The organism is Exiguobacterium sp. s11 (assembly GCF_018619015.1).
Lineage (GTDB): Bacteria > Bacillota > Bacilli > Exiguobacteriales > Exiguobacteriaceae > Exiguobacterium_A > Exiguobacterium_A indicum.
This window is the reverse complement of the sequence record NZ_JACSNF010000001.1, coordinates 992255-1016032: the sequence shown is the minus strand read 5'-3', so window position 1 is coordinate 1016032 and position 23778 is coordinate 992255. Positions and strand designations below refer to the sequence as shown.

The following is a 23778-nucleotide window of genomic DNA, read 5'->3' as shown; positions in this document are numbered from 1 at the left end:
TGACGGTTGTCATCAAATCGACAGAATCTTTCGATAGGCACGCTGTCGCTTCAGAGCGTATAATCAAAGTGTTAGTCTTGTGTCATTAGAAAGTAGGTGTTCGGTTGGTTACCAAAAAAGAACTTAAGCAAACGATCAAGCAACAATCGAAAGAAACGATCGAAGAGCTACTCGCAAAAGGTGACTCCTTGAAAGAGGAAATCGCCAGTGCCATTACACACGGATTGGGTGTCATTTTCAGTATCGTCGCGCTCGTGATGTTGATCCTGCAGGCGACGAAATCCGGCAGCGCTTGGAACGTCACTGCTGTCAGTATCTTCGGGGCAACGATGATTCTCCTTTATCTGTTCTCGACCTTGATGCATTCGCTGATGCATACGAAAGCAAACAAGGTTCTACAAATTTTAGATCATGCTGGCATCTATCTCTTGATTGCTGGTAGTTATACACCGTTCGCCTTGATCACACTCCGTGGTCCGCTCGGCTGGACATTGCTCGGAATCGTCTGGGGTGTCGGAACGCTCGGCATCATCTGGAAGCTTTATTCGACCGGTAAATATGTCTGGATCTCGAATGCGTCTTATCTGATCCTCGGCTGGTGTTGTCTGTTTGCGATCAAGCCGATCTATGAAGCACTTGGATTACAAGGATTCTTACTGCTCCTCGGTGGTGGACTTGCGTACTCCCTCGGCGTCATCTTTTACGTCTGGGCACGCTTGCCGTATAACCACGCGATTTGGCATCTGTTCGTCCTTGCTGGTAGTGTGTTGATCTTCCTGTCGATTTTCTATTACGTTGCTCCGGCGACGATGTCATGAAGAAACTACGGCTCCGGGACTGGCTCCCGATCACGCTGTATTTTATGTTTGGACTTGGATTGCTCCTGTATTTCCGAATGTCGGGAATGTTGGAGCAATTCGACATTCAAGCATTATCGGATTGGGTACGGGATCAAGGTCTGACAGGGATGTTGCTCTATGTGCTCGCTTATACCGTCCGACCACTCGTCTTTTTTCCGGCGAGTCTTTTGACCGTCTTTGGCGGCTATACGTACGGTCCGTGGCTCGGGACATTACTCGACGTCATTGGTGCTGGTACCGGCGGATTGCTCAGCTTTTGGATTGCCCGGTTGCTCGGTCGCCGTGGCGTCGAGAAGTTGATCGGGAAAGGGAAGCTGAACGTGCTTGACGACCGGATCGCAACGAACGGCTTTCTCGTCGTCTTGATCGTCCGGTTGATTCCGCTGTTTCCGTTTGACGCGATCAGCTACGCGTCGGGTCTATCGAAAATCCGCTTTAAACAGTTCGCCATCGCCAACTATATCGGGATCATTCCCGGTGCATTCGTTTACAACAATATCGGCTCAAGCCTTCGTGATCCGTTCTCGTGGCAGTTCTTTGTTGCGATTGGTCTGTATGTCTTGTTTTTCGCTGTTGGTATCGTTGCCCATCAGATTCTCAAAAATAAACAAAAGAAAGAGCGCATGTAAGCGCTTTATGGCATAATATAAAGGCAGAGATGTGAACCGACACGGTAAAACAGCCTAGCATTTATTTAGGGGGAATCATGAGTGATGGAAAAAGTACTACGGGATGGTTTTATCTTCTTATCGCAAAACAAGACATTGAACGGTCTCGCCAAGCGATACGGACTTAAGTTCGGAGCGAGTCGCTTCGTGGCAGGGGATTCATTGGAAGCATCCAAACGGGCGATCCAGGAATTGAACGCAAAAGGGTTATGCGTCACGATGGACCATTTAGGGGAGTTCATTTCGACGGTGGCAGAAGCAGAGATGATGACACAAGAATGTATTCGTGCGGTTGAGATGATTGCGGAAGAAAAATTAGACTCGCAACTCTCGTTGAAACTGACATCACTCGGACTCGATATCTCGGACGACTTGATCCGCTCGAACATGGAACGGATCTTAACACGGGCGAAAGAACTCGGTGTCTTCGTCACGATCGACATGGAAGATGAGCCACGTTGTGAAAAGACGATTCAATTGTTTGAAGAATTGCGCCAATCTTTCGATAACATCGGGACGGTCATCCAGTCGTACCTCTACCGGTCGGAAGATGATATCAAACGCGTCGGGCGCTTCGAGACGAATCTCCGGATCGTCAAAGGGGCATACAAAGAACCGGCAACGGTTGCGTTCCCAGAGAAGGAAGACGTCGACCATAACTACATCAAGCTCGTGAAGTTACAATTATCACTCGGAAACTATGCTGCCGTCGCAACACATGACGATGCGATGATCGAGCAAGTCATCCGTCACGCTAAAGAAAATGGGATCGAAAAAGACCAGTTCGAATTCCAGATGTTATTTGGTATCCGGGTCGAGCGTCAACTCGAACTCGTCAAACAAGGCTATAAAGTCCGTGTCTACGTTCCTTATGGACGTGACTGGTACGGTTACTTCATGCGCCGCTTAGCAGAACGACCGGCAAACGTTGCCTTCGTTCTCAAAGGAATGGTCAAAGGATAAGAAGAGAAGGCGATGCAACGTTGCATCGTCTTTTTTTGATTCAGAGAGGAGAGGACAGAATGGCATGCACAGAACAAGAATTAAAGGAACTGCTACAACAAGACGCGAGTGTAACGCCTGCATTACTCGATGAGTTACTTCTACATATCGGTTCGACGGATTCTGAGTTACGGGATGGATTGATCTATCCGCAGTTAGCGACCTACATCGCATCAGAGTCCTTTACGATAGAAGACACCAATCGAATTTTCGATTTCATTTTAAGCGGGCATGGATTGATGTATAGAATGGGAACAGCGGACACAACAGCTGTTCTGACGCGATCATTTTCAGCATTAGCACTCGCTGAATTGTTAGTGATGGACAAAACCCGACACTTATTGACGCAAAGTCAGTTGGATCGGCTGTCCACTTACTTACAAACCTATTTGGAGCAAGAAAAGGATGTCCGTGGATTCATTGACGGAATGGGGTGGGCACACAGCATGGCACATATCGCAGATGTCTATGCGGTTTGGTTTACGCACCCAGCGAGTCGTCCGCAGGAGGAGCTCGGAGCGATTGATGCGATGATTCGTCAGTTGATCCGATCCGATTATCTCTATGTCGATGAAGAAGCGGACCGGATGGTGACGGCGTGGTTGCAAGCTTGTCGTCATGGACTGTCGGAAGACGTCCTATTACAACGAATCGAACGTAATATTAAGGAGTGGCTTGAGAGTGACGTGACATGGGGAGATGCGGAGTGGACGACGTATCGTAACGTCAAACAGATGCTACAGACACTCTATTTCCGACTGAAATGGGAAGAACAATCGGATCTCGTCTTAATTGAAGAGTGGTTGCGACAGGTACATCAGCGAACGCACGGAGGATAAAGCATAGTATACCGGACGTCCCTATCATCTTCGCTTTCCTCAGGCGGGAAGTAAGCCGCGGCATCTCACATTCCATGTGATTTGCCGGGTCTTCCTCTTCCCTGACGGAAGCATGGTTCATGCTTCCTTTTCCTGTAGGAGTCGAAGATGCCCGGTTCGTTCTAAATGAACTCACATCAAAAGCGATCGAATTCCGTCAATGGAATCGATCGCTTTTAGTATTGAATACGTTCAACCTCCTCACATATCTTCACCCGACTCCTACAAGAAAAAGCGCGACGTTTTATCGCGCTGTCAGAGACAATCAAGACCCGGATTCGTCATCCGAAGGATGAGGAAGACTGGCTTGTGTCTAGCTTGAGGAAAGCGGGTGAAAGGACAGTGAGGTTAGCAACGTTGTAGTAAGACTCGATTTATATCAAGGATACAAAACATTCGCCGCAATAAAAATTCCAACAAATAATAGTGCAACTAATAAAACAGCCGTCTGTGGATGGAATCGTTTTTCTTCGAATCGACGAAATAATACCCGTTCTCCTAAGGCCTGTGTACCAACGAATACAACCATGAAGAAAATATAGAATTGCCACTTTCCGAAAATACCAAGCTCTTGTACGTAAAATAAAAAGAAGATGGAAATCACACCTAAAATTGAAGTGAAAAAACGACTATATGACATACTTATCTCTCCCTCGCAGCTGTCGTCTGAAAAGCAAACAAACACGAGAAAGCATGTGCTTGATCCAGTAACCGATGCCCAGTCATGACGGCTCCTTCTTTTTGAATGACCGCTTCATCGAGTAACGTCCAACCCCGTTCTTTTGCTAGTTGCAACAGTTCCCACGGCATCATCGTATTCCCCATCGCGACTTCCTCACCATACAGACGACGATAAGCAAGTTGCCGTGGTGCTGCTGTCGGACCGAGTAGACTGATGACGACAAGCGGGGCGACGCGTTCGATTTCTTGAAGCACTTGAACGGGACGTGTCGACCATTCGAGTGAGTTAACGGCGAGGAAGACATCAAACGCATGATCAGCGAACGGCAATGCTTCCCCCGTTCCAACGATGAACGTCTGCTCGGGTGACTTCTCACGGGCGATCCGGATCATCTCGTCTGAGACATCAAGTCCGACTGTCTGAAAGTCCGGTGTCAGTAAGCGACAGGCTGCTCCATCACCGCAACCGAGATCAAGCAAGCGACCACCGGTGATTGTTTTTCGTAAGAACGGCAAAACGGTTTTCCGACTGCCGCTCGTCCACATATCGTCAGCGCGATCCGCCCAGTCAGCGGCTTTTTGATTCCATACATGCTCGGTTTGACTCATTTTCAACCACTCCTTTTTATCAGTCTAACAGGAAAATTTGTCCATTGACTGATTTTTTATTGCTACTGAATCATTATTCATTTATGATGAAGATGTAGAAGAAGCACACCAAAGTCGTTCGGCTTCTTTTTTTGTCAGTATAATGAATGGTTGTTCATTCAATTTAAAATCAGGGGGTATATCATGGCGAGTCAAATCGGTCAGCCGACCACAATCCAGTTGACGAAACACATCCAATTCGCCGTCATCATCGGTTCAGGGGTGATGGGTGCAGGCATCGCGGCACATCTTGCGAATGCTGGCATACGGACATTGATGCTTGATATCGTACCAAAAGAACTTACGGCACAAGAAGAGAAGCAGGGCTTGACGCTGAGTGATCCGCGCGTCCGTTCCCGCATCGCGCGCGATAACCGCGAAAAACTCTTGAAACAAAATCCAGCACCACTCGCGTCGAAAAAATTGATTGACTTCATCGAGGTCGGAAACTTAGAAGACGACTTAGAACGTCTGAAGGAAGCAGACTGGATCGTCGAAGTCGTCGTTGAACGACTCGACGTCAAACAGCAATTGTTTAAAACGATCGAACCGTTCATTCGGGAAGACGCGATCGTCAGCTCGAACACATCAGGCATTTCGATCGAAGCGATGCGCGAAGGGCGTTCGGAGTCGTTCAATCGTCGTTTCCTCGGGACACACTTCTTTAATCCACCACGTTATCTGAAGTTACTTGAGTTGATTCCAACGTCAGACACGGATCCGAGTGTCGTCGACTTTATGAAGCAATTCGCAGAGGAACGACTCGGGAAAGGTGTTGTCATTGCGAAGGATACACCGAACTTCATCGGCAACCGAATCGGGACATACGGTCTTCTCGTGACGATGGATGAGATGAAAAAAGGTGGCTATTCGATCGGGGAGGTCGATTCGGTCACAGGTCCACTGCTTGGTCGCCCAGGGTCAGCGACGTTCCGGACACTCGACGTCGTCGGCATCGACACGTTCGTTCACGTCGCGAACAACGTCTATGACTTGTTGCCAGAAGGCGAGGAGAAGGAGACGTTCGCGGTTCCGGCTGAAATGCGTCGCCTTGTCGAACAAGGGGCACTCGGTGCGAAGACGGGTCAAGGCTTCTATAAGAAAGTCGGAAAACAGATCCTTGAACTCGATTTAGAGACATTTGAGTACGTTGAAAAGAAAGCGCTTACCGAGCCGTCAATCGGACAAGCTAAAGCACTTCCGGGCGCAAAAAACAAGCTGAAAGCCGTCGTCTTCGCGCAAGATCGTGTCGGTGCTTTACTCTGGCCGATCCATGCGAAAACATTGCTCTACTCAGCTCAGCTGACTGGTGAGATCGCAGACGACATCAAAGCGATCGACGAAGCAATGAAATGGGGCTTCGGCTGGAAGATGGGACCGTTCGAGACATGGGACGCACTTGGTGTCGAGAAAACGGTCGCGAAGATGAAACAAGACGGTTACGCAGTACCGGCATGGGTCGATGAGATGCTCGCAGCAGGAAAAACGAGCTTCTATGATGCGTCCGGTCGTCATTATGACGTTGCAACGAAAGACTACGTTGGAGCAACGGTCAATCCGAAGGAAATCCGCCTCCGCGACGTCCGGAAGTCAAACGGTGTTTTACTAGAGAACAACGGGGCACGCCTGCTTGATATCGGCGACGATGTTGCGGTGCTCGAGTTCACATCGAAGAGCAATGCGATCGGTGTCGACATCATGCAGATGATCGAACAGTCGGTCGATCTCGTTGAGAAAAACCACCGTGGTCTCGTCATCGCGAACGATGGCAAGAACTTCTGTGTCGGTGCGAACCTAGCGATGATGCTGATGGAAGCGGAAGATGAAAACTGGTTCGAACTCGACTGGATCATCAACAAGTTCCAACAATCGATTCAAAAGATTCGTTACGCATCACGTCCGATCGTCGCTGCCCCACAAGGAATGACGCTTGGTGGCGGTACGGAGATCTCGCTTCCGGCGGCTCGTCTGCAAGCTGGTCTTGAAACGTATATGGGTCTCGTCGAAGTCGGTGTCGGTCTAATTCCGGGAGGCGGCGGAAACGTCAACACGTACCGTCGACTGTTAGAAAACACACCGGACGGACTCGTCAATATCGAGAAAGCAGCGCAAAAGACGTTCGAGAACGTCGCGATGGCAAAAGTCTCAAAATCAGCCTTTGAAGCACGCGAACTCGGATATGTCCGCTCCGTTGATCAAATCTCGATGAACCGGGATCACTTGACGTATGATGCGAAACAACTCGTCCTTGAACTGGACCGGACCGGCTACACGGCACCAGCGAAAGCGAAGATTCCAGTCGTCGGTCGTGCGGGGAAAGCGACGCTTGAACTCGCAACACGCGAAATGTTCTACGGCGGTTATATCTCGGAACACGATTTGAAAATCGCAAGTAAACTCGCACACGTCATCGCCGGCGGAAACGTCGCCTTCGGTAGCCACGTCGATGAACAATATATGCTCGACATCGAACGGGAAGCATTCTTGAGCCTGATCGGTGAGATGAAGACACAACAACGGATGCAGCACATGCTCGTCAAAGGCAAGCCGCTTCGTAACTGAGGACTGGGGGGATTCGGATGAAGGAAGCAGTAATCGTCGCCGGTGCACGAACACCGGTCGGAAAAGCAAAAAAGGGCGCATTCAAATCGATGCGCTCGGATGAATTAGCAGGCATCGCCATCCAGGAAACGTTGAAACGGTCCGGTTACACGGGAGCGGTCGATGACGTCATTCTCGGATGTGCCTTGCCGGAAGCGGAACAAGGCATGAACATCGCCCGTTACGCTTCGGTCCTCGGTGGATTATCACACGAGGTACCGGCGATCACGATCAACCGGTATTGCTCAAGTGGACTACAATCGATCGCTGACGCAGCGATGAAGATCATGACGGGGCAAGCAACCGCTGTCGTCGCTGGTGGACTTGAATCGATGAGCCAAGTCCCGATGCCAGGTCACGTCGTCCGACCTAATCCGTCGATCGTCGACACGGCACCGGAATACTACATGAGCATGGGGCACACAGCGGAGCAAGTCGCTGCGACCTACAATGTCTCACGGGAAGATCAAGATGCGTTTGCCTTGAAGAGCCATCAAAAAGCAGCGGCCGCAATCGCGGCTGGTAAGTTTGCTGACGAAATCGTCCCGGTAACGGTGACGGAACAATTCGTCAATGATGAACTGAAAATCGAAGAGAAGACATTCATCGTCGAACACGATGAAGGCGTTCGTCCGGATTCGTCACCGGAAGGTCTTGCGAAACTTCGCCCAGCGTTCCGCCTTGGCGGTAGCGTCACAGCAGGGAACTCTTCGCAGACGTCAGACGGTGCGGCAGCTGTCCTCGTCATGGAACGGGAAGAAGCAGAACGCCAAGGGTTACCGATTCTCGGAAAGTTCAAATCGTTCGCGGTCGGTGGTGTCCGTCCGGAAGTGATGGGAATCGGACCGGTCGTCGCGATTCCGAAAGCACTTGAACTCGCAGGCATCACGCTTGAAGACGTCGGATTGATCGAGTTGAACGAAGCGTTCGCATCGCAGTCGCTCGGTGTCATCCGCGAGCTTGGATTAAACGAAGACATCGTCAACGTCAACGGTGGAGCGATCGCCCTCGGTCACCCACTCGGTTGTACAGGAACAAAACTCACATTGACGCTCTTGCATGAAATGAAACGTCGGAATGTCCAGTATGGTGTCGTCTCGATGTGTATCGGTGGCGGAATGGGCGCAGCAGGTGTATTCGAATTAGTTGAAGGAGGAACAGGACAATGAGCCAAACGACAAACGAATTAATCAAAGGTGGCAGTTTCGTATTAGATGAGTTAGCACCAGAACGTCTCTTCACACCAGAGGATTTCTCGGAAGAACACAAAATGGTCGGTGACATGACAGCGAAGTTCGTCGAAGATCGTGTCGTTCCTGTCCTTGACCGAATCGAAAAACACGAGTTCGAATTATCAGTCGGTCTCCTCCGTGAAGCAGGCGAGCTTGGTCTACTCGGTGCAGACGTTCCGGAAGCATACGGCGGCTATCAGATGGATAAGATTTCGTCTTCGATCATTACGGAAAAGTTCGCACGGGGTCGTTCATTTGCCCTCAGCTACGGCGCACACGTCGGAATCGGTTCGTTGCCGATCGTCTTCTTCGGTAACGAAGAGCAAAAGCATAAATACTTGCCGAAACTCGCTTCAGGGGAGTGGATCGCTTCGTACGCGTTGACGGAACCAGGCTCTGGTTCGGATGCTCTTGGTGCTAAAACGACGGCTGTCTTGAACGAAGCTGGTACGCACTACATCTTGAACGGTGAAAAACAATGGATCACGAACGCTGGTTTTGCAAGCTTGTTCGTTGTCTACGCAAAAATTGACGGTGACAAGTTCACCGCCTTCCTCGTCGAAGGATCGTATCCAGGCGTCTCGACAGGCGTCGAGGAACAAAAGATGGGAATCAAAGGATCATCGACACGGACGTTGATCTTACAAGATGCAGAAGTACCAGTCGATAACGTCCTCGGTGAGATCGGACGCGGTCACGTCATCGCCTTCAACATCTTGAACGTCGGTCGTTATAAATTAGCTGTTGGTGCTGTCGGTTCGTCAAAACGAGCGATTGATCTTGCAGTCCAGTACTCGAATGAACGGAAACAGTTCAAGACACCGATCAGCTCGTTCCCATTGATTCAAGAAAAACTCGCGACGATGGCAGCACAGACGTATGCGATGGAAAGTTCAGTCTACCGGACGGGTGGTCTGTTCCAAGACAGTCTCGATCAGTTGTCAGAAGAAGAGAGCAAGGACGGTAAGAAAATCGCCGATGCAATCGCGGAGTACGCGATTGAATGCTCGATGAACAAAGTCTTTGCTTCGGAAACATTTGATTACGTCATCGATGAAGCGGTCCAGATTCACGGTGGTTACGGCTTCATGGCAGAATATGAAGTCGAGAACATGTACCGAGATTCGCGGATCAACCGGATCTTCGAAGGAACGAACGAGATCAACCGTCTCCTCGTCCCAGGAACATTGCTGAAGAAAGCGATGAAAGGCGAGTTGCCGTTGCTTGCGGAAGCACAGCGTCTGCAACAAGAAGTGATGAGCTTCATGCCGACCGAAATCGGAACAGCACCACTTGATCGCGAACGTCATTTACTCGCGATGATGAAGAAAATCTTCTTGTTGACTGCCGGAACAGCGGTCCAGAAATACCAGGACAAACTCCAAGGCGAACAAGAGATCTTAGCGAACACAGCTGACATCATGAGTGCGATCTATGCGCTTGAGTCAGCGATCGTTCGGACGGACAAAGCGATTGCCGACAAAGGGATCGAGAAGAGCGAACTGAAAGTCCGTTACACGGAAGTCTTCGCACAACAAGCGTTCGAAGCTGTCGAGCGTGACGCGAAAGAGACGCTCTACGCGGCAGCAAGCGGCGACGAGCTCCGGATGTTGCTCTCAGCGCTGAAAAAATTCAGCCGTTACCAGCCGATCAACGTCATCGGTACGAAACGCGACATTGCAAAACGCCTCATCGAGTCAAACAAATATACGGTCTAAGTCAGGTTTACCGCTTCGCCTTTGCAGGGAAAATCTCTGTAAAGGCGAAGTTTTTGGTTGGAGGAGGAAAACGAGATGCGCCAAGAATTGGTTGAACTGCAATTTGCGATTGCCTACTATCAATCCCTTGAACGTTTGTCGCCGGAAGAATGGGATCTGCCGCTTGCGCTTAACAAGTGGACCGTCCTTGAGTGCGTCAGTCATCTGTATTTATGGGACCGGTTTTATTACGATCACGCCATCTCGAAATTACCGGATGAACCGTTGACGCTCGTCGAGACGGATTTTGATCAGTTCAATCGACTAGCGGTCGAATATGCGCATCATATTGATCCGCTCGCCTTATTGAAGAAAGCAATCAGCGTCCGGCGTGACATCGTCAATCACCTCGATCGTTTGTCTGACGAGCAATTTGAAGCGACCTATGAGGATTTTCGACCGCAAGCCTTCGTCGAGTCGTTCGTTGCCCATGACGCCCATCATCAAGATCAGATTGACGGGGCGCTCGCACGCTTGAAGCAGAAGTGATCCATCTGCTACTCTTGAAGGTGAGGTGAGGAATATGACAAAAACAGTCACGATGTACGGCTATCCGAAATGTAGTACGTGCGTCAAAGCGAAAAAAGCACTCGAACAGCACGGTGTCGAAGTGGATTACAAACATATCGTCGAGGAAACACCATCTGCAACGACGATCCAGGAACTTCATCAAAAGAGTGGAGAGCCGTTGAAGAAATTCTTCAACACGAGCGGTCAATCGTATCGTTCGCAAGGGATCAAGGACAAACTTCCAGAGTTATCGGAAGACGAGCAATACAAGTTGCTCGCAAGTGATGGTATGTTGTTGAAGCGTCCGATCGTTACAGACGGGAAAGACGTCACGATCGGCTTCAAGGAAGAAATGTATCAAGGAAAATGGTATTAAGTTCAGAGTCGATTTTGGTATACTGAACACGTTAGTCCAAATTAGTCCACAGGGGGAATCGGAAATGAGTCAAGTAAAAGACAACTTACGCTATTCGGAAGAACATGAATGGGTCGAAGTATCAGGAAACAAGGCGCGCATCGGAATCACGGATTTCGCGCAACACGAACTCGGGGATATCGTCTTCGTCGAATTGCCTGAAGTCGGTGATACGATCACAGCAAACGAGCCATTCGGTTCAGTCGAGTCGGTCAAGACAGTCTCGGAACTATATGCACCGATCACTGGTAAAGTCGTTGCCATCAACGAAAATCTTTCAGATTCCCCAGAACTCGTCAACGAGTCACCATTCGAAGGCGCTTGGATGGTCGACATCGAAATCGAAGATGCATCGCAAGTCGAAGCATTGATGGATGCTGCAGCATACAAATCGATGATCAACGAGTAATACTTAACGAAAAGAGAGTGAACGAGGCGCTTGCGTTTCGTCCGCTCTCTTTTTTTTGTATACTGACGACAGATACCACGAAGAAAGGAGCGACCGTCATGCAAGAGGTCACGACCGTCCCGGAAAACGGGCTATTGTATGTCTATGCACCGATGTGCGGGACATGCGCCATCGCGGAACGTATGCTCGATATCGTCGAAGCGACGGAATCAGGTCAATCGATTCAGAAGGCGAACGGGAATTTCATTCCGGATTTCTTAGAAGAAGCCCGTGTCATGAGTGTTCCTGCGTTGTTGCGAATTGAAGAAAATCAAGTCGTAGAGCGACTTTATGCTTTCCAGTCCGTTCAAAACGTCTTTGCTTTCTGTCAAGAACGGTAAGAAAAGTCCGATTGGATTTTTCTTTTTGTTAAATTGTCGGAATATTTACAATAATCCGTTGACAACGCAGAAATATGAATGGTATATTCATAACAACTTCTAGAAATGCATTATAGGAAGTCTAGCAGAGATGATTGTTCAATACGATTCAAGTCCTGAACCCTTTCTCCCATCCTAAGCCGGTGTATTGTTTCCCCTTAAGTCGTCCCCCAAAGACGAAGCGGTGCAATGAACGGGTGGTGGATCGAAAGGACCGATCAGGAAGTGAACGTAAGCTGGCAATCATGTCGAACAGGCGCCGTCCTCCACGCGGAAGAGCGAACAATTCCGAATGGAGCTGGGTTTTCCTTCGTAGCATTTCTAACCACATTATTCGTGTTGTCGGTTCGCCGGCAACGCCTTTTTTTGTTTTCTGGAAGTTTTTTGAGCCGGTCGCTTGCCAGGATAGAATCTCCTTGCTACAATGCGAATAAGGAAAATTACTTTAATTCATATCCGATTACTCGGAATTAACTGGTGAGATGGAGGACGACAAGGCATGACAGTACGTTTTATGGATGTTTTCACAGAATGGGCATCGACGTATGACGAGACAGTAACCGGACACGATCCGGAGTATAAAGAGGTTTTTCGTCGATACGATGAGATTTTGGATACAGTAGCGGATAAAGCGCAGTCGCCGGTCATTGAATTCGGAGCAGGCACAGGGAACCTGACACAACGTCTTCTGGCACGTCACGACGCCGTACTCGCCGTCGAACCAAGTCCGGAGATGCGGGCAATCCTGACGGAAAAGATTCCGTCACTTGATGTACAAGACGGTCACTTCCTCTCGTTCGAAGCGCAGGAAGCACGCAGTTTTGTTTCGACGTATGCGTTTCATCATCTAACAGATGAGGAAAAGGGAGAAGCGATCGAACTGATGGCATCACATTTACCGGCAGACGGAAAAATCGTCTACGCGGATACGATGTTCGTCTCAGAAGAGGCACGCCTGCAAACGATTCGTGAAGCACGTGCTCAAGGGTTCGACGCGTTAGCGGAAGATCTCGAACGCGAGTTCTACCCGTTGATTCCAGTTATGGAAGAATTGTTTACAGCACGAGGATTCACTGTTAAATTTATACAATACAATCACTTCGTCTGGCTCGTAGAAGCCGAGAAAATGGGGGAATAAATCATGGCACTTCAAAAAATGAACGTCGAAAGCTTTAACCTGGATCATACGAAAGTCAAAGCACCTTATATCCGCGTCGCGGGTTATAAAGAAGGTAAAGTCGACCAAGTCGTCAAATACGATATCCGTTTCACGCAACCAAACGTTGAGCAAATGCCGATGCGTGCGATGCACACACTCGAGCACTTACTTGCTGAAAACATCCGTAACTACTCGGATGATGTCATCGATGTCTCGCCGATGGGATGCCAAACAGGTTTCTACATGGCGATGATGAACTTCGACTCGGTCGAAAAAATGAGCGAACTCGTTGAGAAGACGTTGAAAGACGTCCTCGCAGCAGAAGAGATTCCAGCGCAAAACGAAGTCCAATGTGGATTTGCGAGCGCACATGACCTCAAAGGAGCGAAGCACTATGCCGAGAAAATGCTTGCCGGTCGTGATGAATGGGACATCGTCTTCGGATGATCGCGAACAACGTCCGCGACCTCGTCGGAAACACACCACTCTACGAGATCACTTCATTCGATTTGCCTGCTGGTACGCGCATTTTGGCGAAGCTCGAATGGATGAACCCTGGGGGCAGCGTCAAAGACCGCCTTGGCATTCAACTCGTTGATGCAGCAATCGAAAACGGACATGTGACACCAGGCGGTACGATCATCGAGCCGACAGCCGGGAATACCGGCATCGGCTTGGCGCTCGCCGCTAAAAAATACGATCTCCAAGTCATCTGTGTCGTTCCGGAAAAATTCAGTCAGGAAAAGCAGACGTTGATGCGGGCACTCGGCGCAACCGTCGTCAACACGCCGACTGAACTCGATATGCAAGGGGCCATCGACCGGGCAAAAGAACTCGGTCAGGAAATTCCGAATAGTTACGTTCCGTTACAATTCGAAAACGAAGAGAACCCAGTCACGTATCAGCGGACACTCGGTCCTGAGCTGATTGCGGACTTACCGCATATCGACTGGTTCGTTGCCGGTTGTGGTTCAGGTGGTACGTTCGCCGGAACAGCGGACTTCTTAAAACAACGTCTCGGTACAAAAGCAGCAATCGTCGAACCGGAAGGCTCCGTCTTAAATGGTGGTCCAGCCGGTCCGCATAAGACAGAAGGTATCGGTACAGCAAAATGGCCAAGTCTCGTGCCGCGCGAACTCGTCGACGAGATTCATACGATTTCTGACCGTGATGCATTTGACGCAGTTCATACACTCGCTGCTCGCGAAGGATTACTCGTTGGTAGTTCAGCAGGTGCAGCGCTTGTTGCTGCGCTTGATATCGCAAAGCGTCACCCCGGCAGTACGATCGTCACCGTCTTCGCAGACAGTGCCGAACGCTACTTGAGCCAACAAATCTTTGAAAAGGTGGACGAAACTCATGCGTAAGAAGACAGCATTGATTCATGGAGGAACAGGTGTCGATCGGGCAACAGGAGCCGTCACACCTCCGATCTATCAAACAAGCACATACAAGCAGGATAAAATCGGTCAACTCAAGGACGGATATGAATATTCACGGACAGCGAACCCTACACGGACGAGCATCGAACGATTGATTGCGGATCTCGAGGGTGGCGCACGTGGTTTTGCCTTCGGTTCTGGGATGGCAGCGATCCATGCCGTCTTCCACTTGCTTGAGTCTGGCGATCACATCGTCATGACGGATGACGTCTACGGTGGTACGTTCCGCTTGATGCAACGCGTCTTACCGAAGTTCAACATCCAAGTGACATTCGTCGATACGACGGATCTTGCGGCAACGGAAGCAGCGATTCAAGACAACACGAAGATCGTCTACGTCGAAACACCGACGAACCCGTTATTGAAAGTTACGGACATTGAAGCAATCGCAACAATCGCAAAACGTCACGATCTTAAACTCGTCGTCGACAACACGTTCGCGACACCATACCATCAACAACCACTCGCACTTGGTGCAGACATCGTCTTGCACAGTGCGACGAAATACATCGGCGGACATTCGGACGTCGTCGCTGGACTTGTCGTCGTCAAAGATGATGCGCTCGGCGAAGAGCTGCACTTCATCCAAAACTCGACAGGCGGCGTGCTTGGACCGCAAGACAGCTTCTTGCTCGTCCGTGGTCTTCGTACACTCGGTATCCGGATGGATGCGATCGAAGAGACAGCACATGATCTCGTTGCGTTCCTACAAGCGCAAGACATCGTCTCGAACATTTTCTACCCAGGACTTGCATCGCATCCTGGTCACGACATCCAAGCGAAACAAGCGACTGGATTTGGTGGGATGATCAGCTTTGATGTCGGTTCAGCAGCGAACGCAGAAAAACTCGTCGAGGCGACACACTTCTTCACACTCGCTGAGAGTCTTGGTGCCGTCGAGAGTCTGATTTCGGTGCCGGCACGGATGACACACGCGTCAATCCCAGCAGAACGTCGGGCAGAACTCGGCATCACGGACGGTCTCGTTCGGATTTCAGTTGGACTTGAGGATGCGGAAGATTTGAAAGAAGACTTAACACGTGCTTTCACGTTCCTCGAAAAAGTTTCTGAAAAAACTGTTTGACAACAAAAATAACCCCTGCTAATATTCAGAATATATTCTACAAACTTAATACCGAAACTCTTATCGAGAGTGGTGGAGGGACTGGCCCGATGAAACCCGGCAACCGCGGATCTAATCCGAAGTGGTGCTAATTCCAGCAGACAAAAGTCTGGGAGATGAGAGCAAATGGTTTTGTGTACTGAAAAGTGCGCGCGTTTGCTCTAAAACGCGCGCACTTTTTTTATTTTAGGAGGGACAGTTGTGATTCGTTTACAAGACGTAGGAAAGATTTATCGCTCAAAGCGCGGAGCGGTCGAAGCCGTCGCGAATGTCGATCTGACAATCGAGCGCGGTGAAATTTTTGGAATAATCGGTTATTCCGGAGCAGGGAAATCCACCCTGATCCGATTACTGAATATGCTCGAAGCACCAACGAGTGGTTCGATCCAAATCGATGGTGTTGAAATGACATCACTAAAACCTAAGGAATTACGAGGCGTCCGCAAGAATGTCTCGATGGTCTTCCAACACTTCAACTTACTATGGTCACGGACGGTTGAAGAGAACATCATGTTCCCACTCGAGCTCGGTGGCTTCCCGAAAGCACACCGCAAGGAACGGGTAGCGGAACTGATCCAACTCGTTGGTTTGGACGGACGCGAAAAAGCCTATCCGTCACAATTATCCGGTGGTCAAAAACAACGTGTCGGTATCGCTCGGGCACTGGCATCGAACCCGGACGTTCTCTTATGTGACGAGGCAACAAGTGCACTCGATCCGAAGACGACGGACTCAATCCTTGAGTTACTCGTCGACATCAATGAAAAACTGAAACTGACGATCGTCTTGATCACACACGAGATGCACGTCATTCAAAAAATCTGTCACCGGGTCGCCGTCATGGAAGCCGGTAAAATCGTCGAGCAAGGACCGGTCGCAGAAGTCTTCCGTCATCCGAAGCAAGCGATGACGAAGGAATTCGTCAAACAATTGACGTCGCCGTCGGAGAACGAGTTAACGTTCGCGAAACTACGCGAACGGTACCCAACCGGAAAAATCGTTCAGTTGACGTTCGTCGGATCGACAGCAGAAAGCCCGATCCTCGCGGAAGTCATGAAGGATTCGCCGGTCCTGTTCAATATCATCGGCGGAAACGTCGGTCAATCACAGGAAGGGGCACTCGGTACACTGTTCATTCAGTTGATCGGGGAAACAGAAGCAACACAAGCGGTCATCACGAAGCTTCAAGCCAGTGATGTTGAAGTGGAGGTGGATCACCGATGATTTCATTCTTTGACAATCTAGATTGGGACATGGTGTGGGAAGCGACAGGCAGTACCGTCTATATGACGGCAATCGCTGGTGTTTCGACATTCGTCCTCGGTTTGATCATTGGTTTACTATTGTATGCGACAAACGAAGAGTTATTGTTCAAGAATCGGGCGTTCTATTCAGTGTTGAGCTTGGTCGTCAACGTCTTCCGTTCGATTCCGTTCATCATCTTACTGATCTTATTGATTCCATTTACGACAGCAATCGTCGGTTCGTTCCTCGGACCAACGGCAGCATTACCGGCACTGATCTTCGGTGCTGCACCATTTTACGGTCGGATGGTTGAACTCGCGTTACGCGAAGTCGATAAAGGTGTCATCGAGGCAGCCGAATCGATGGGCGCGACGAAGTTCCAGATCATCTATAAAGTCTTAATCCCGGAAGCGTTGCCTGCCATCGTTTCTGGTATCACGGTCACACTCGTCTCACTTGTCGGTTATACGGCAATGGCCGGAGTAGTCGGCGGAGGTGGACTTGGGGACATGGCCTTCATCGAAGGATTCCAGCGTTCTCAAAACGATGTCATCGTCATTGCGACACTCTTAATCTTAGCGATTGTCTTCGTCATCCAAATCATTGGTGACTTGCTGATCCGCGCGATCGATAAACGTTAATTCGAAACTTAATCATATTGGAGGAATCATTCATGAAAACTTGGAAAAAATTCGTAGGTACTGCTGCTGTATCCGTCTTAGCAATCAGCCTTGCTGCATGTGGCGAAAAATCATCAGGATCAGGTAGCGACGATAAGACACTCGTCGTTGGTGCTTCGAACGTACCGCATGCTGAGATTCTTGAGCACGTCAAAAAAGAATACGAAGCAAAAGGGTACAAGCTTGAAATCAAGAAGTTCCAAGATTACGTACTTCCGAACAAAGCGCTCGCTTCAAAAGAAATCGATGCGAACTACTTCCAGCACGTACCGTATCTTGAGCAACAAGAGAAAGAAAACAAATCATATAAGTTCGCGAACGCAGGTGGCGTCCACGTTGAACCACTCGGTATTTACTCGAAGAAATACAAGTCACTCGATAAGTTACCAAACGGTGCAACGATCTTAACGAGCTCAAACGTCGCGGAACGCGGTCGTGTCTTGACGTTCCTTCAAAATGAAGGATTGATCAAGCTTAAAGACGGTAAAACGACAGATGCACAACTCGGTGATATCGCGGAGAACCCGAAGAAACTCAAGTTCAAGACGAACATCGAAGCATCACTTCTTCCGCAAGCTTACAAAAACAATGAAGGCGACGCCGTCCTCATCAACACGAACTATGCGATCGATAACGGTCTGAACCCATTGAAAGACGCGATCGCTTCAGAAGATGAGTCTTCACCATACGTCAACATCATCGTTACACGTGATGGCGATGAGAAAGACAAGCGTGTCACAGCACTTCTTGACGTTCTGCACGAGAAGAAAAACCAAGATTGGATCCTCGACAAGTACAAAGGTGCGGTCGTTCCAGTCAGCAAATAAGTTCACCGAAGCCGGCATCCTTCCTATATAATGGAAGGATGCTTTTCATTTGTCTGAAACAGGGGTTAGGGGGAATCATATGCAACGCATACGTCAACTGCATCCGTTGACACTGGGGGTCTTGTTCGGGACGTTTTTCTCACGTCTCGGAACGTTCATCACGATGCCGTTCTTCGCCATCTACATGACGACTGTTCTAAAGTTTGATCCGGTCGATGTCGGCTGGGTCCTCAGTATCTCAGCGATCGCCAGCCTCATTATGAGTTTCATCGGTGGTACCTTGTCAGACCGTTATGGACGGCGGGCGATGATGCTTGCCGGAACGATCGGATTCGCGATCGTCTTCATTGCGTTGGCACAAGTCGAGACGTTCTGGGCATTCTTTACGCTCAGTGCCTTGAACGGGGTCTGTCGCTCAATCTTCGAGCCATCTGCTCGTGCCTTGATCAGTGATACGACGGATGAAGCGAACCGGTTGTTCGTCTTCAATATCCGTTACGCGATGATCAACATCGCAGCAGCGATCGGACCGGGAATCGCTTTACTGCTGAGTGCGGGGAACACGTCCGCGACGTTTTACATCACGGCATTCGTCTATATCGTGTACGGGGTGATGATTGGTATCTTATTCAAACGCTATCCGATCACCGAGACGCATGGTGGCAAGAAGGTGTCGTTTGGAGCAACGGTTCGTCTGTTGCGGACGGATATCGCCTTTACGCTGGCACTCGCTGGCATCATCTTCGGGGTTTTCGGCTACAGTCAGTTCAACTCGACCTTGCCACAGTTCTTGACGGAAACGTCACTGCTTGAAGGCGGGAAGACACTCTATGCGATTTTGATCACGATCAATGCAATCACCGTCTTGATCGTTCAATATCCGATCATGAAGTTTGGTATGAAGACGTCACCGCTCGTCTCGATCACGACCGGGATTGCGACTGTTGCGATCGGATTGTTCATCATGGGAAATGCGAACGCGATCTGGTTGATGATCGTCGCGATGTTCATCTTCACGTGCGGGGAAGTCATGATGTTCACGATGACCGACATCTTGACCGATCGGTTTGCCAAACCAGAATTACGGGGCAGTTATTTCGGGGCGATGGGCTTGACGTCGATCGGACAATCAATCGGTCCGATCGCCGGAGGACATTTGTTAAGTTTATATGGAGCGGACCGTCCGTTACCGATTTTCGGGATATTAGCGGGCTTGACATTATTCGGAATACCACTGCTCTTACTGTCACAACGGATTCATCGGGCTTCGACGATCGAGGAACTCGAGGAACCGGTGAAACTTTCGAATGATTCTCAACAAAACGCATGATTTTGAGAAAAATCAACGAGCGATGACGCTTGAATAATACGCGATGTTTCTTTAAGATTAGAATGATACTAAATTAGTAACGCTCGTGTTCTGAATCGTCAGTCACGAAATGAATAGATGGAGGGATTCTAACATGAAGGCTTCACACTTGAAGATTGAAGATCTACACGTCGCGATCGACGGCAAGGAAATCTTGAAAGGCGTCAACTTGGAAATCAAAGGCGGGGAAATCCACGCGGTCATGGGACCAAACGGGACAGGTAAATCAACACTCGCATCAGCATTGATGGGTCACCCATCGTACGAAGTGACATCTGGTTCAGTCACACTCGACGGCGAAGACGTCCTCGACATGGAAGTCGATGAGCGCGCACAAGCGGGTATGTTCCTCGCAATGCAGTACCCAAGCGAAATCAGTGGTGTCACGAACTCCGACTTCCTTCGTTCAGCGATCAACTCGCGTCGTGAAGAAGGCGATGAAATCTCACTCATGAAGTTCATTCGTGAGCTTGATTCACAAATGGGTCTTCTCGAGATGCCTTCAGAAATGGCACACCGTTACCTCAACGAAGGTTTCTCTGGTGGAGAAAAGAAACGTAACGAAATTCTTCAGATGATGATGCTTAAACCAGCGATCGCGATTCTTGATGAAATCGATTCAGGTCTTGATATCGATGCATTGAAAGTCGTCGCAAAAGGTGTCAACGAAATGCGTTCACCTGAATTCGGCTGCTTGATCATCACGCACTACCAACGTCTCTTGAACTATATCGAGCCAGACTTCATCCACATCATGATGGGCGGAAAAATCGTCATGTCTGGTGGTAAAGAACTCGCACACCGTCTCGAAGCAGAAGGTTATGACTGGGTTAAAAAAGAACTCGGCATCGAAGACGTCGAAATCGAAACAAAAGCGTAAGACGAGGGAGGAAGCATGATGACTGTAGAACTGAATCTTGCAGTAAATCGCGAGGCAGTGGCAGAACGTGCGACTCGCTTAGGGGAACCATCTTGGATGGTCGCAAAGCGTCAAGACGCGCTTGATCTTGCCCCAACGCTCGCATTGCCAAAAGTAGAAAAAATCAAGATCGAAGGCTGGAACTTCACAGAAGGTACGACGGAACTCGAAACCGTCACTGGTCTTTCTTCAGATATCGAAGCATTGATCGGCGAGAACCGTGATCACATGCTCGTCACGCGTAACGGACAACTCGTCCACGCGCAAAACAGTGAAGCAGCGAACGGCGTCATCTTCACGACGCTCGAAGACGCATTAAAACAACACCCAGAACTCGTCGAGAAGTACTTCATGACGGAAGGTGTTCAAGTTAACGAAGATCGTCTTGCGGCATTAAACGCAGCACTTCGTAACGGCGGTACGTTCCTTTATGTACCAAAAGGCGTTAAGCTTTCTGTACCGATGCAAGCGATCTACACGCTTGAGCAATCAGGCGCAGCGCTTTACCATCACGCGATCATCGTCGCAGATGCGGACAGCGAATTAACGTATATCGAAAACTTCGTTTCTTACGGTGACGAAGCGCATAACGTCAACGTCGTCACAGAAGTCTTCGTTGAAGACAACGCAAAAGTCCTCTTCGGTGGTGTCGATACGCTATCAAAAGGTGCCATCACGTATATGAACCGTCGTGGTGTCGTCAAACAAGGCGCGAAGCTCGAATGGGCACTCGGTCACATGAATGACGGTCACACGGTTACAGAAACAAAAACACACCTCGTCGGAAACGATTCGTTCTCAGATACGAAAGCCGTTACGGTCGGTCGTGGAGAGCAAAAACAAAACTTCAACGTCCGGACGGACCACTTCGGTAAAGGATCAGAAGGTTTCATCTTGATCCACGGTGTCCAAAAAGACGCAGCAACATCTATCTTCAACGGAACGTCGATGATCCATCACGGCGCTTCGAAATCAAACGGCGTTCAAACGGAACGTGTCCTCATGTTGTCTGAAAAGGCACGTGGTGATGCGAACCCAATCCTCTTGATTGATGAGGATGACGTCATGGCAGGACACGCGGCATCTGTCGGTCGTGTCGATGAACTACAACTCTACTACTTGATGAGCCGTGGCCTTTCACGGAAGGAAGCAGAACGCCTCGTCGTTCACGGATTCCTCCAGCCAGTCGTCTCGGAACTTGCGATTGACTCGGTGAAAGAACGTCTCGTTCAAGTCATCGAAGGGAAAGTAAACTAATATGGGAATCGATGCATCCATCCGCAATCAGTTTCCGATCCTCGACCAACAGGTCAACGACCGGAAACTCGTCTATCTCGATAGTGCGGCCTCTTCGCAGAAGCCGCTCGTCGTCATCAATGCGATTGACGACTACTATAAGACGATTCATTCGAATGTGCACCGTGGCGTCCATACGCTCGGAACACGAGCGACGGATGCGTACGAAGGTGCGCGTGAGAACGTTCGTCGTTTCATCCAGGCGCAACACCATGAAGAAATTATCTTTACCCGCGGCACGACGACGGCGATCAACATCGTCGCGTCAAGCTACGGTATGGAGCATGTCGAAGAAGGCGACGAAATCGTCGTCACGTACCTCGAACACCATGCGAATCTCATTCCGTGGCAACAAGTCGCTAAACGCAAAAAAGCGAAGTTAAAATACGTTGATTTGACAGCGGATGGTCGCGTGACGGTCGAAGCGGTCGAAGCACAACTGTCTGACCGGACGAAGATCGTCGCGATGGCACACGTCTCGAACGTTCTCGGTACGATCAATCCGATCAAAGAAGTCGCTCGTCTTGCGCACGCTCGCGGTGCCGTCATGGTCGTCGATGCTGCGCAAAGTGCGCCACACCAACGGATTAATGTCACGGATCTCGACTGTGACTTCCTCGCTTTCTCCGCACACAAGATGTGTGGTCCGACAGGCGTTGGTGTCCTTTACGGGAAAAAGGCATTACTCAATGCGATGGAACCCGTTGAATTCGGTGGTGAGATGATTGATTACGTCGGTCTTGAAGAGTCGACGTTCAAACCGTCTCCATATCGTTTCGAAGCGGGTACACCGATTATCGCAGGAGCTGTTGGTTTATCGGCAGCGATTGATTTCTTAGAAGAGATTGGTTTAGAGAACGTCGAAGCACACGAACGTGAACTCGCGCAGTACGCGATGGCACAAATGCGTGACATCGACGGACTAACGATCTACGGTCCGGAAGAACGCGTTGGACTCGTCACGTTCAATCTCGGTGATGTCCATGCACATGACGTCGCAACCGTCCTTGATATGCAGGGAATCGCGGTTCGCGCCGGTCATCACTGTGCACAGCCCCTGATGCGTTGGCTCGGAGCGAGCTCGACGGCTCGCGCTAGCTTCTATCTCTACAACACGAAAGAAGAGGTTGACGCACTCGTGACAGGACTTCGCCAAACGAAGGAGTATTTCAGTCATGGATTTTAACAATCTCGATCACTTGTATCGTCAAGTGATCATGGATCACTATAAAACTCCCCGAAATCGCGGTGCGATCGAGGGGGGCGTCACGATCGACATGAACAATCCGACGTGCGGCGATACGATTCGTCTCCAGCTCGCGATTGAAGACGATGTCGTCCGTGATGCGAAATTTGACGGGGAGGGCTGCTCAATCAGCATGGCGTCTGCTTCAATGATGACGCAACTCGTCAAAGGTAAGACTATCGAAGAAGCCTTACGACTCGCGGATATCTTTTCGGACATGGTCCAAGGAAAAGACTATGACGACGAATCGTTCGACCTCGGGGACGTCGAGGCACTCTCGGGTGTCACGAAATTCCCGGCACGGATCAAATGTGCGACACTTGCCTGGAAGGCGCTCGAACGCGGCGTAGAAGAAGGGAAGTAAACTTCGGTCACAAGCAAGTAAGAGGAGG

25 protein-coding genes and 1 riboswitch are annotated in these 23778 nt (G+C 49.7%); of the genes, 23 read left to right on the top strand and 2 right to left on the bottom strand.

Annotated elements, in window-relative coordinates; all coding sequences use genetic code 11:
• The first annotated feature begins 158 nt into the window (after positions 1 to 158).
• The 4 genes from trhA (at position 159) to KNQ12_RS05480 (ending at position 3369) form a co-directional block, all read left to right on the top strand.
• Complete coding sequence (gene trhA / locus KNQ12_RS05495; protein ID WP_035396436.1) at positions 159 to 818, top strand: PAQR family membrane homeostasis protein TrhA; 660 nt, start codon at positions 159 to 161, stop codon at positions 816 to 818.
• Entirely contained in the window at positions 815 to 1489 is a 675-nt protein-coding gene (locus tag KNQ12_RS05490) for a TVP38/TMEM64 family protein (protein WP_035396352.1), read from the top strand. The genes trhA and KNQ12_RS05490 overlap by 4 nt, the downstream gene beginning before the upstream one ends.
• An 84-nt stretch (positions 1490 to 1573) precedes the next feature.
• Entirely contained in the window at positions 1574 to 2491 is a 918-nt protein-coding gene (locus KNQ12_RS05485; RefSeq protein ID WP_023469178.1) for a proline dehydrogenase family protein, read from the top strand.
• A 59-nt stretch (positions 2492 to 2550) separates the two neighbouring features.
• Positions 2551 to 3369 (top strand): DUF2785 domain-containing protein, encoded by an 819-nt coding sequence (locus tag KNQ12_RS05480; RefSeq protein WP_058264683.1) that lies wholly within the window; start codon positions 2551 to 2553, stop codon positions 3367 to 3369.
• A gap of 418 nt (positions 3370 to 3787) precedes the next feature.
• Here the strand turns inward: KNQ12_RS05480 and KNQ12_RS05475 are convergent, their stop codons facing one another.
• Both KNQ12_RS05475 and KNQ12_RS05470 read right to left on the bottom strand, forming a co-directional pair.
• Complete coding sequence (locus KNQ12_RS05475) at positions 3788 to 4048, bottom strand: hypothetical protein (RefSeq protein WP_055968862.1); 261 nt, start codon at positions 4046 to 4048, stop codon at positions 3788 to 3790.
• A gap of 2 nt (positions 4049 to 4050) precedes the next feature.
• Entirely contained in the window at positions 4051 to 4698 is a 648-nt protein-coding gene (locus KNQ12_RS05470) for a class I SAM-dependent methyltransferase (protein ID WP_214746664.1), read from the bottom strand.
• Between the two features lie 183 nt (positions 4699 to 4881).
• Here KNQ12_RS05470 and KNQ12_RS05465 point away from each other — a divergent pair, with 183 nt between their 5' ends.
• The 19 genes from KNQ12_RS05465 to sufU all read left to right on the top strand — a co-directional run bounded on the left by KNQ12_RS05465 (position 4882) and on the right by sufU (position 23750).
• Positions 4882 to 7299: a 3-hydroxyacyl-CoA dehydrogenase/enoyl-CoA hydratase family protein gene (locus KNQ12_RS05465; RefSeq protein WP_055968858.1), complete on the top strand. Its 2418-nt coding sequence runs from the start codon at positions 4882 to 4884 to the stop codon at positions 7297 to 7299.
• 17 nt (positions 7300 to 7316) lie between these two features.
• On the top strand, positions 7317 to 8507 hold the full coding sequence (locus KNQ12_RS05460) for an acetyl-CoA C-acetyltransferase (RefSeq protein ID WP_058264685.1): 1191 nt from the start codon (positions 7317 to 7319) through the stop codon (positions 8505 to 8507).
• Complete coding sequence (locus KNQ12_RS05455; RefSeq protein WP_023469171.1) at positions 8504 to 10288, top strand: acyl-CoA dehydrogenase family protein; 1785 nt, start codon at positions 8504 to 8506, stop codon at positions 10286 to 10288. Before KNQ12_RS05460 ends, KNQ12_RS05455 begins: the two co-directional genes overlap by 4 nt.
• Positions 10289 to 10363: 75 nt before the next feature.
• The gene (locus KNQ12_RS05450) at positions 10364 to 10816 is read left to right on the top strand and encodes a DinB family protein (RefSeq protein ID WP_023469170.1); all 453 of its coding nucleotides are present in this window, start codon (positions 10364 to 10366) and stop codon (positions 10814 to 10816) included.
• 34 nt (positions 10817 to 10850) lie between these two features.
• Positions 10851 to 11213 carry an arsenate reductase family protein gene (locus KNQ12_RS05445; RefSeq protein WP_023469169.1) on the top strand — a complete coding sequence of 121 codons (363 nt, stop codon included), beginning with the start codon at positions 10851 to 10853 and terminating at the stop codon, positions 11211 to 11213.
• Positions 11214 to 11277: 64 nt separating this feature from the next.
• Complete coding sequence (gene gcvH / locus KNQ12_RS05440; RefSeq protein ID WP_050678664.1) at positions 11278 to 11661, top strand: glycine cleavage system protein GcvH; 384 nt, start codon at positions 11278 to 11280, stop codon at positions 11659 to 11661.
• Positions 11662 to 11759: 98 nt separating this feature from the next.
• Positions 11760 to 12041 carry a thioredoxin family protein gene (locus KNQ12_RS05435; RefSeq protein WP_023469167.1) on the top strand — a complete coding sequence of 94 codons (282 nt, stop codon included), beginning with the start codon at positions 11760 to 11762 and terminating at the stop codon, positions 12039 to 12041.
• A 538-nt stretch (positions 12042 to 12579) separates the two neighbouring features.
• The gene (locus KNQ12_RS05430; RefSeq protein ID WP_058264686.1) at positions 12580 to 13218 is read left to right on the top strand and encodes a class I SAM-dependent methyltransferase; all 639 of its coding nucleotides are present in this window, start codon (positions 12580 to 12582) and stop codon (positions 13216 to 13218) included.
• Positions 13219 to 13221: 3 nt separating this feature from the next.
• Complete coding sequence (locus KNQ12_RS05425; protein ID WP_023469165.1) at positions 13222 to 13686, top strand: S-ribosylhomocysteine lyase; 465 nt, start codon at positions 13222 to 13224, stop codon at positions 13684 to 13686.
• Entirely contained in the window at positions 13683 to 14606 is a 924-nt protein-coding gene (locus KNQ12_RS05420; RefSeq protein WP_023469164.1) for a PLP-dependent cysteine synthase family protein, read from the top strand. Before KNQ12_RS05425 ends, KNQ12_RS05420 begins: the two co-directional genes overlap by 4 nt.
• Positions 14599 to 15765: a bifunctional cystathionine gamma-lyase/homocysteine desulfhydrase gene (locus tag KNQ12_RS05415; protein WP_023469163.1), complete on the top strand. Its 1167-nt coding sequence runs from the start codon at positions 14599 to 14601 to the stop codon at positions 15763 to 15765. The genes KNQ12_RS05420 and KNQ12_RS05415 overlap by 8 nt, the downstream gene beginning before the upstream one ends.
• A 57-nt stretch (positions 15766 to 15822) precedes the next feature.
• A riboswitch (SAM riboswitch) is annotated at positions 15823 to 15927 on the top strand.
• A gap of 78 nt (positions 15928 to 16005) precedes the next feature.
• Entirely contained in the window at positions 16006 to 17028 is a 1023-nt protein-coding gene (locus KNQ12_RS05410) for a methionine ABC transporter ATP-binding protein (RefSeq protein ID WP_023469162.1), read from the top strand.
• The gene (locus KNQ12_RS05405) at positions 17025 to 17690 is read left to right on the top strand and encodes a methionine ABC transporter permease (protein ID WP_023469161.1); all 666 of its coding nucleotides are present in this window, start codon (positions 17025 to 17027) and stop codon (positions 17688 to 17690) included. The genes KNQ12_RS05410 and KNQ12_RS05405 overlap by 4 nt, the downstream gene beginning before the upstream one ends.
• 32 nt (positions 17691 to 17722) lie before the next feature.
• Positions 17723 to 18556: a MetQ/NlpA family ABC transporter substrate-binding protein gene (locus KNQ12_RS05400; RefSeq protein WP_023469160.1), complete on the top strand. Its 834-nt coding sequence runs from the start codon at positions 17723 to 17725 to the stop codon at positions 18554 to 18556.
• A 79-nt stretch (positions 18557 to 18635) separates the two neighbouring features.
• Complete coding sequence (locus KNQ12_RS05395; protein WP_058264688.1) at positions 18636 to 19886, top strand: MDR family MFS transporter; 1251 nt, start codon at positions 18636 to 18638, stop codon at positions 19884 to 19886.
• Between the two features lie 133 nt (positions 19887 to 20019).
• A complete protein-coding gene (sufC, locus tag KNQ12_RS05390; RefSeq protein ID WP_023469158.1) occupies positions 20020 to 20805 on the top strand; it encodes a Fe-S cluster assembly ATPase SufC in 786 nt (261 codons plus the stop codon).
• Positions 20806 to 20823: 18 nt separating this feature from the next.
• On the top strand, positions 20824 to 22101 hold the full coding sequence (gene sufD, locus KNQ12_RS05385) for a Fe-S cluster assembly protein SufD (protein ID WP_023469157.1): 1278 nt from the start codon (positions 20824 to 20826) through the stop codon (positions 22099 to 22101).
• A gap of 1 nt (position 22102) precedes the next feature.
• Positions 22103 to 23326 (top strand): cysteine desulfurase, encoded by a 1224-nt coding sequence (locus KNQ12_RS05380; RefSeq protein ID WP_035396382.1) that lies wholly within the window; start codon positions 22103 to 22105, stop codon positions 23324 to 23326.
• Positions 23316 to 23750, top strand: a complete 435-nt coding sequence (gene sufU, locus KNQ12_RS05375) for a Fe-S cluster assembly sulfur transfer protein SufU (RefSeq protein WP_023469155.1) — start codon at positions 23316 to 23318, stop codon at positions 23748 to 23750. Before KNQ12_RS05380 ends, sufU begins: the two co-directional genes overlap by 11 nt.
• Positions 23751 to 23778 lie beyond the last annotated feature (28 nt).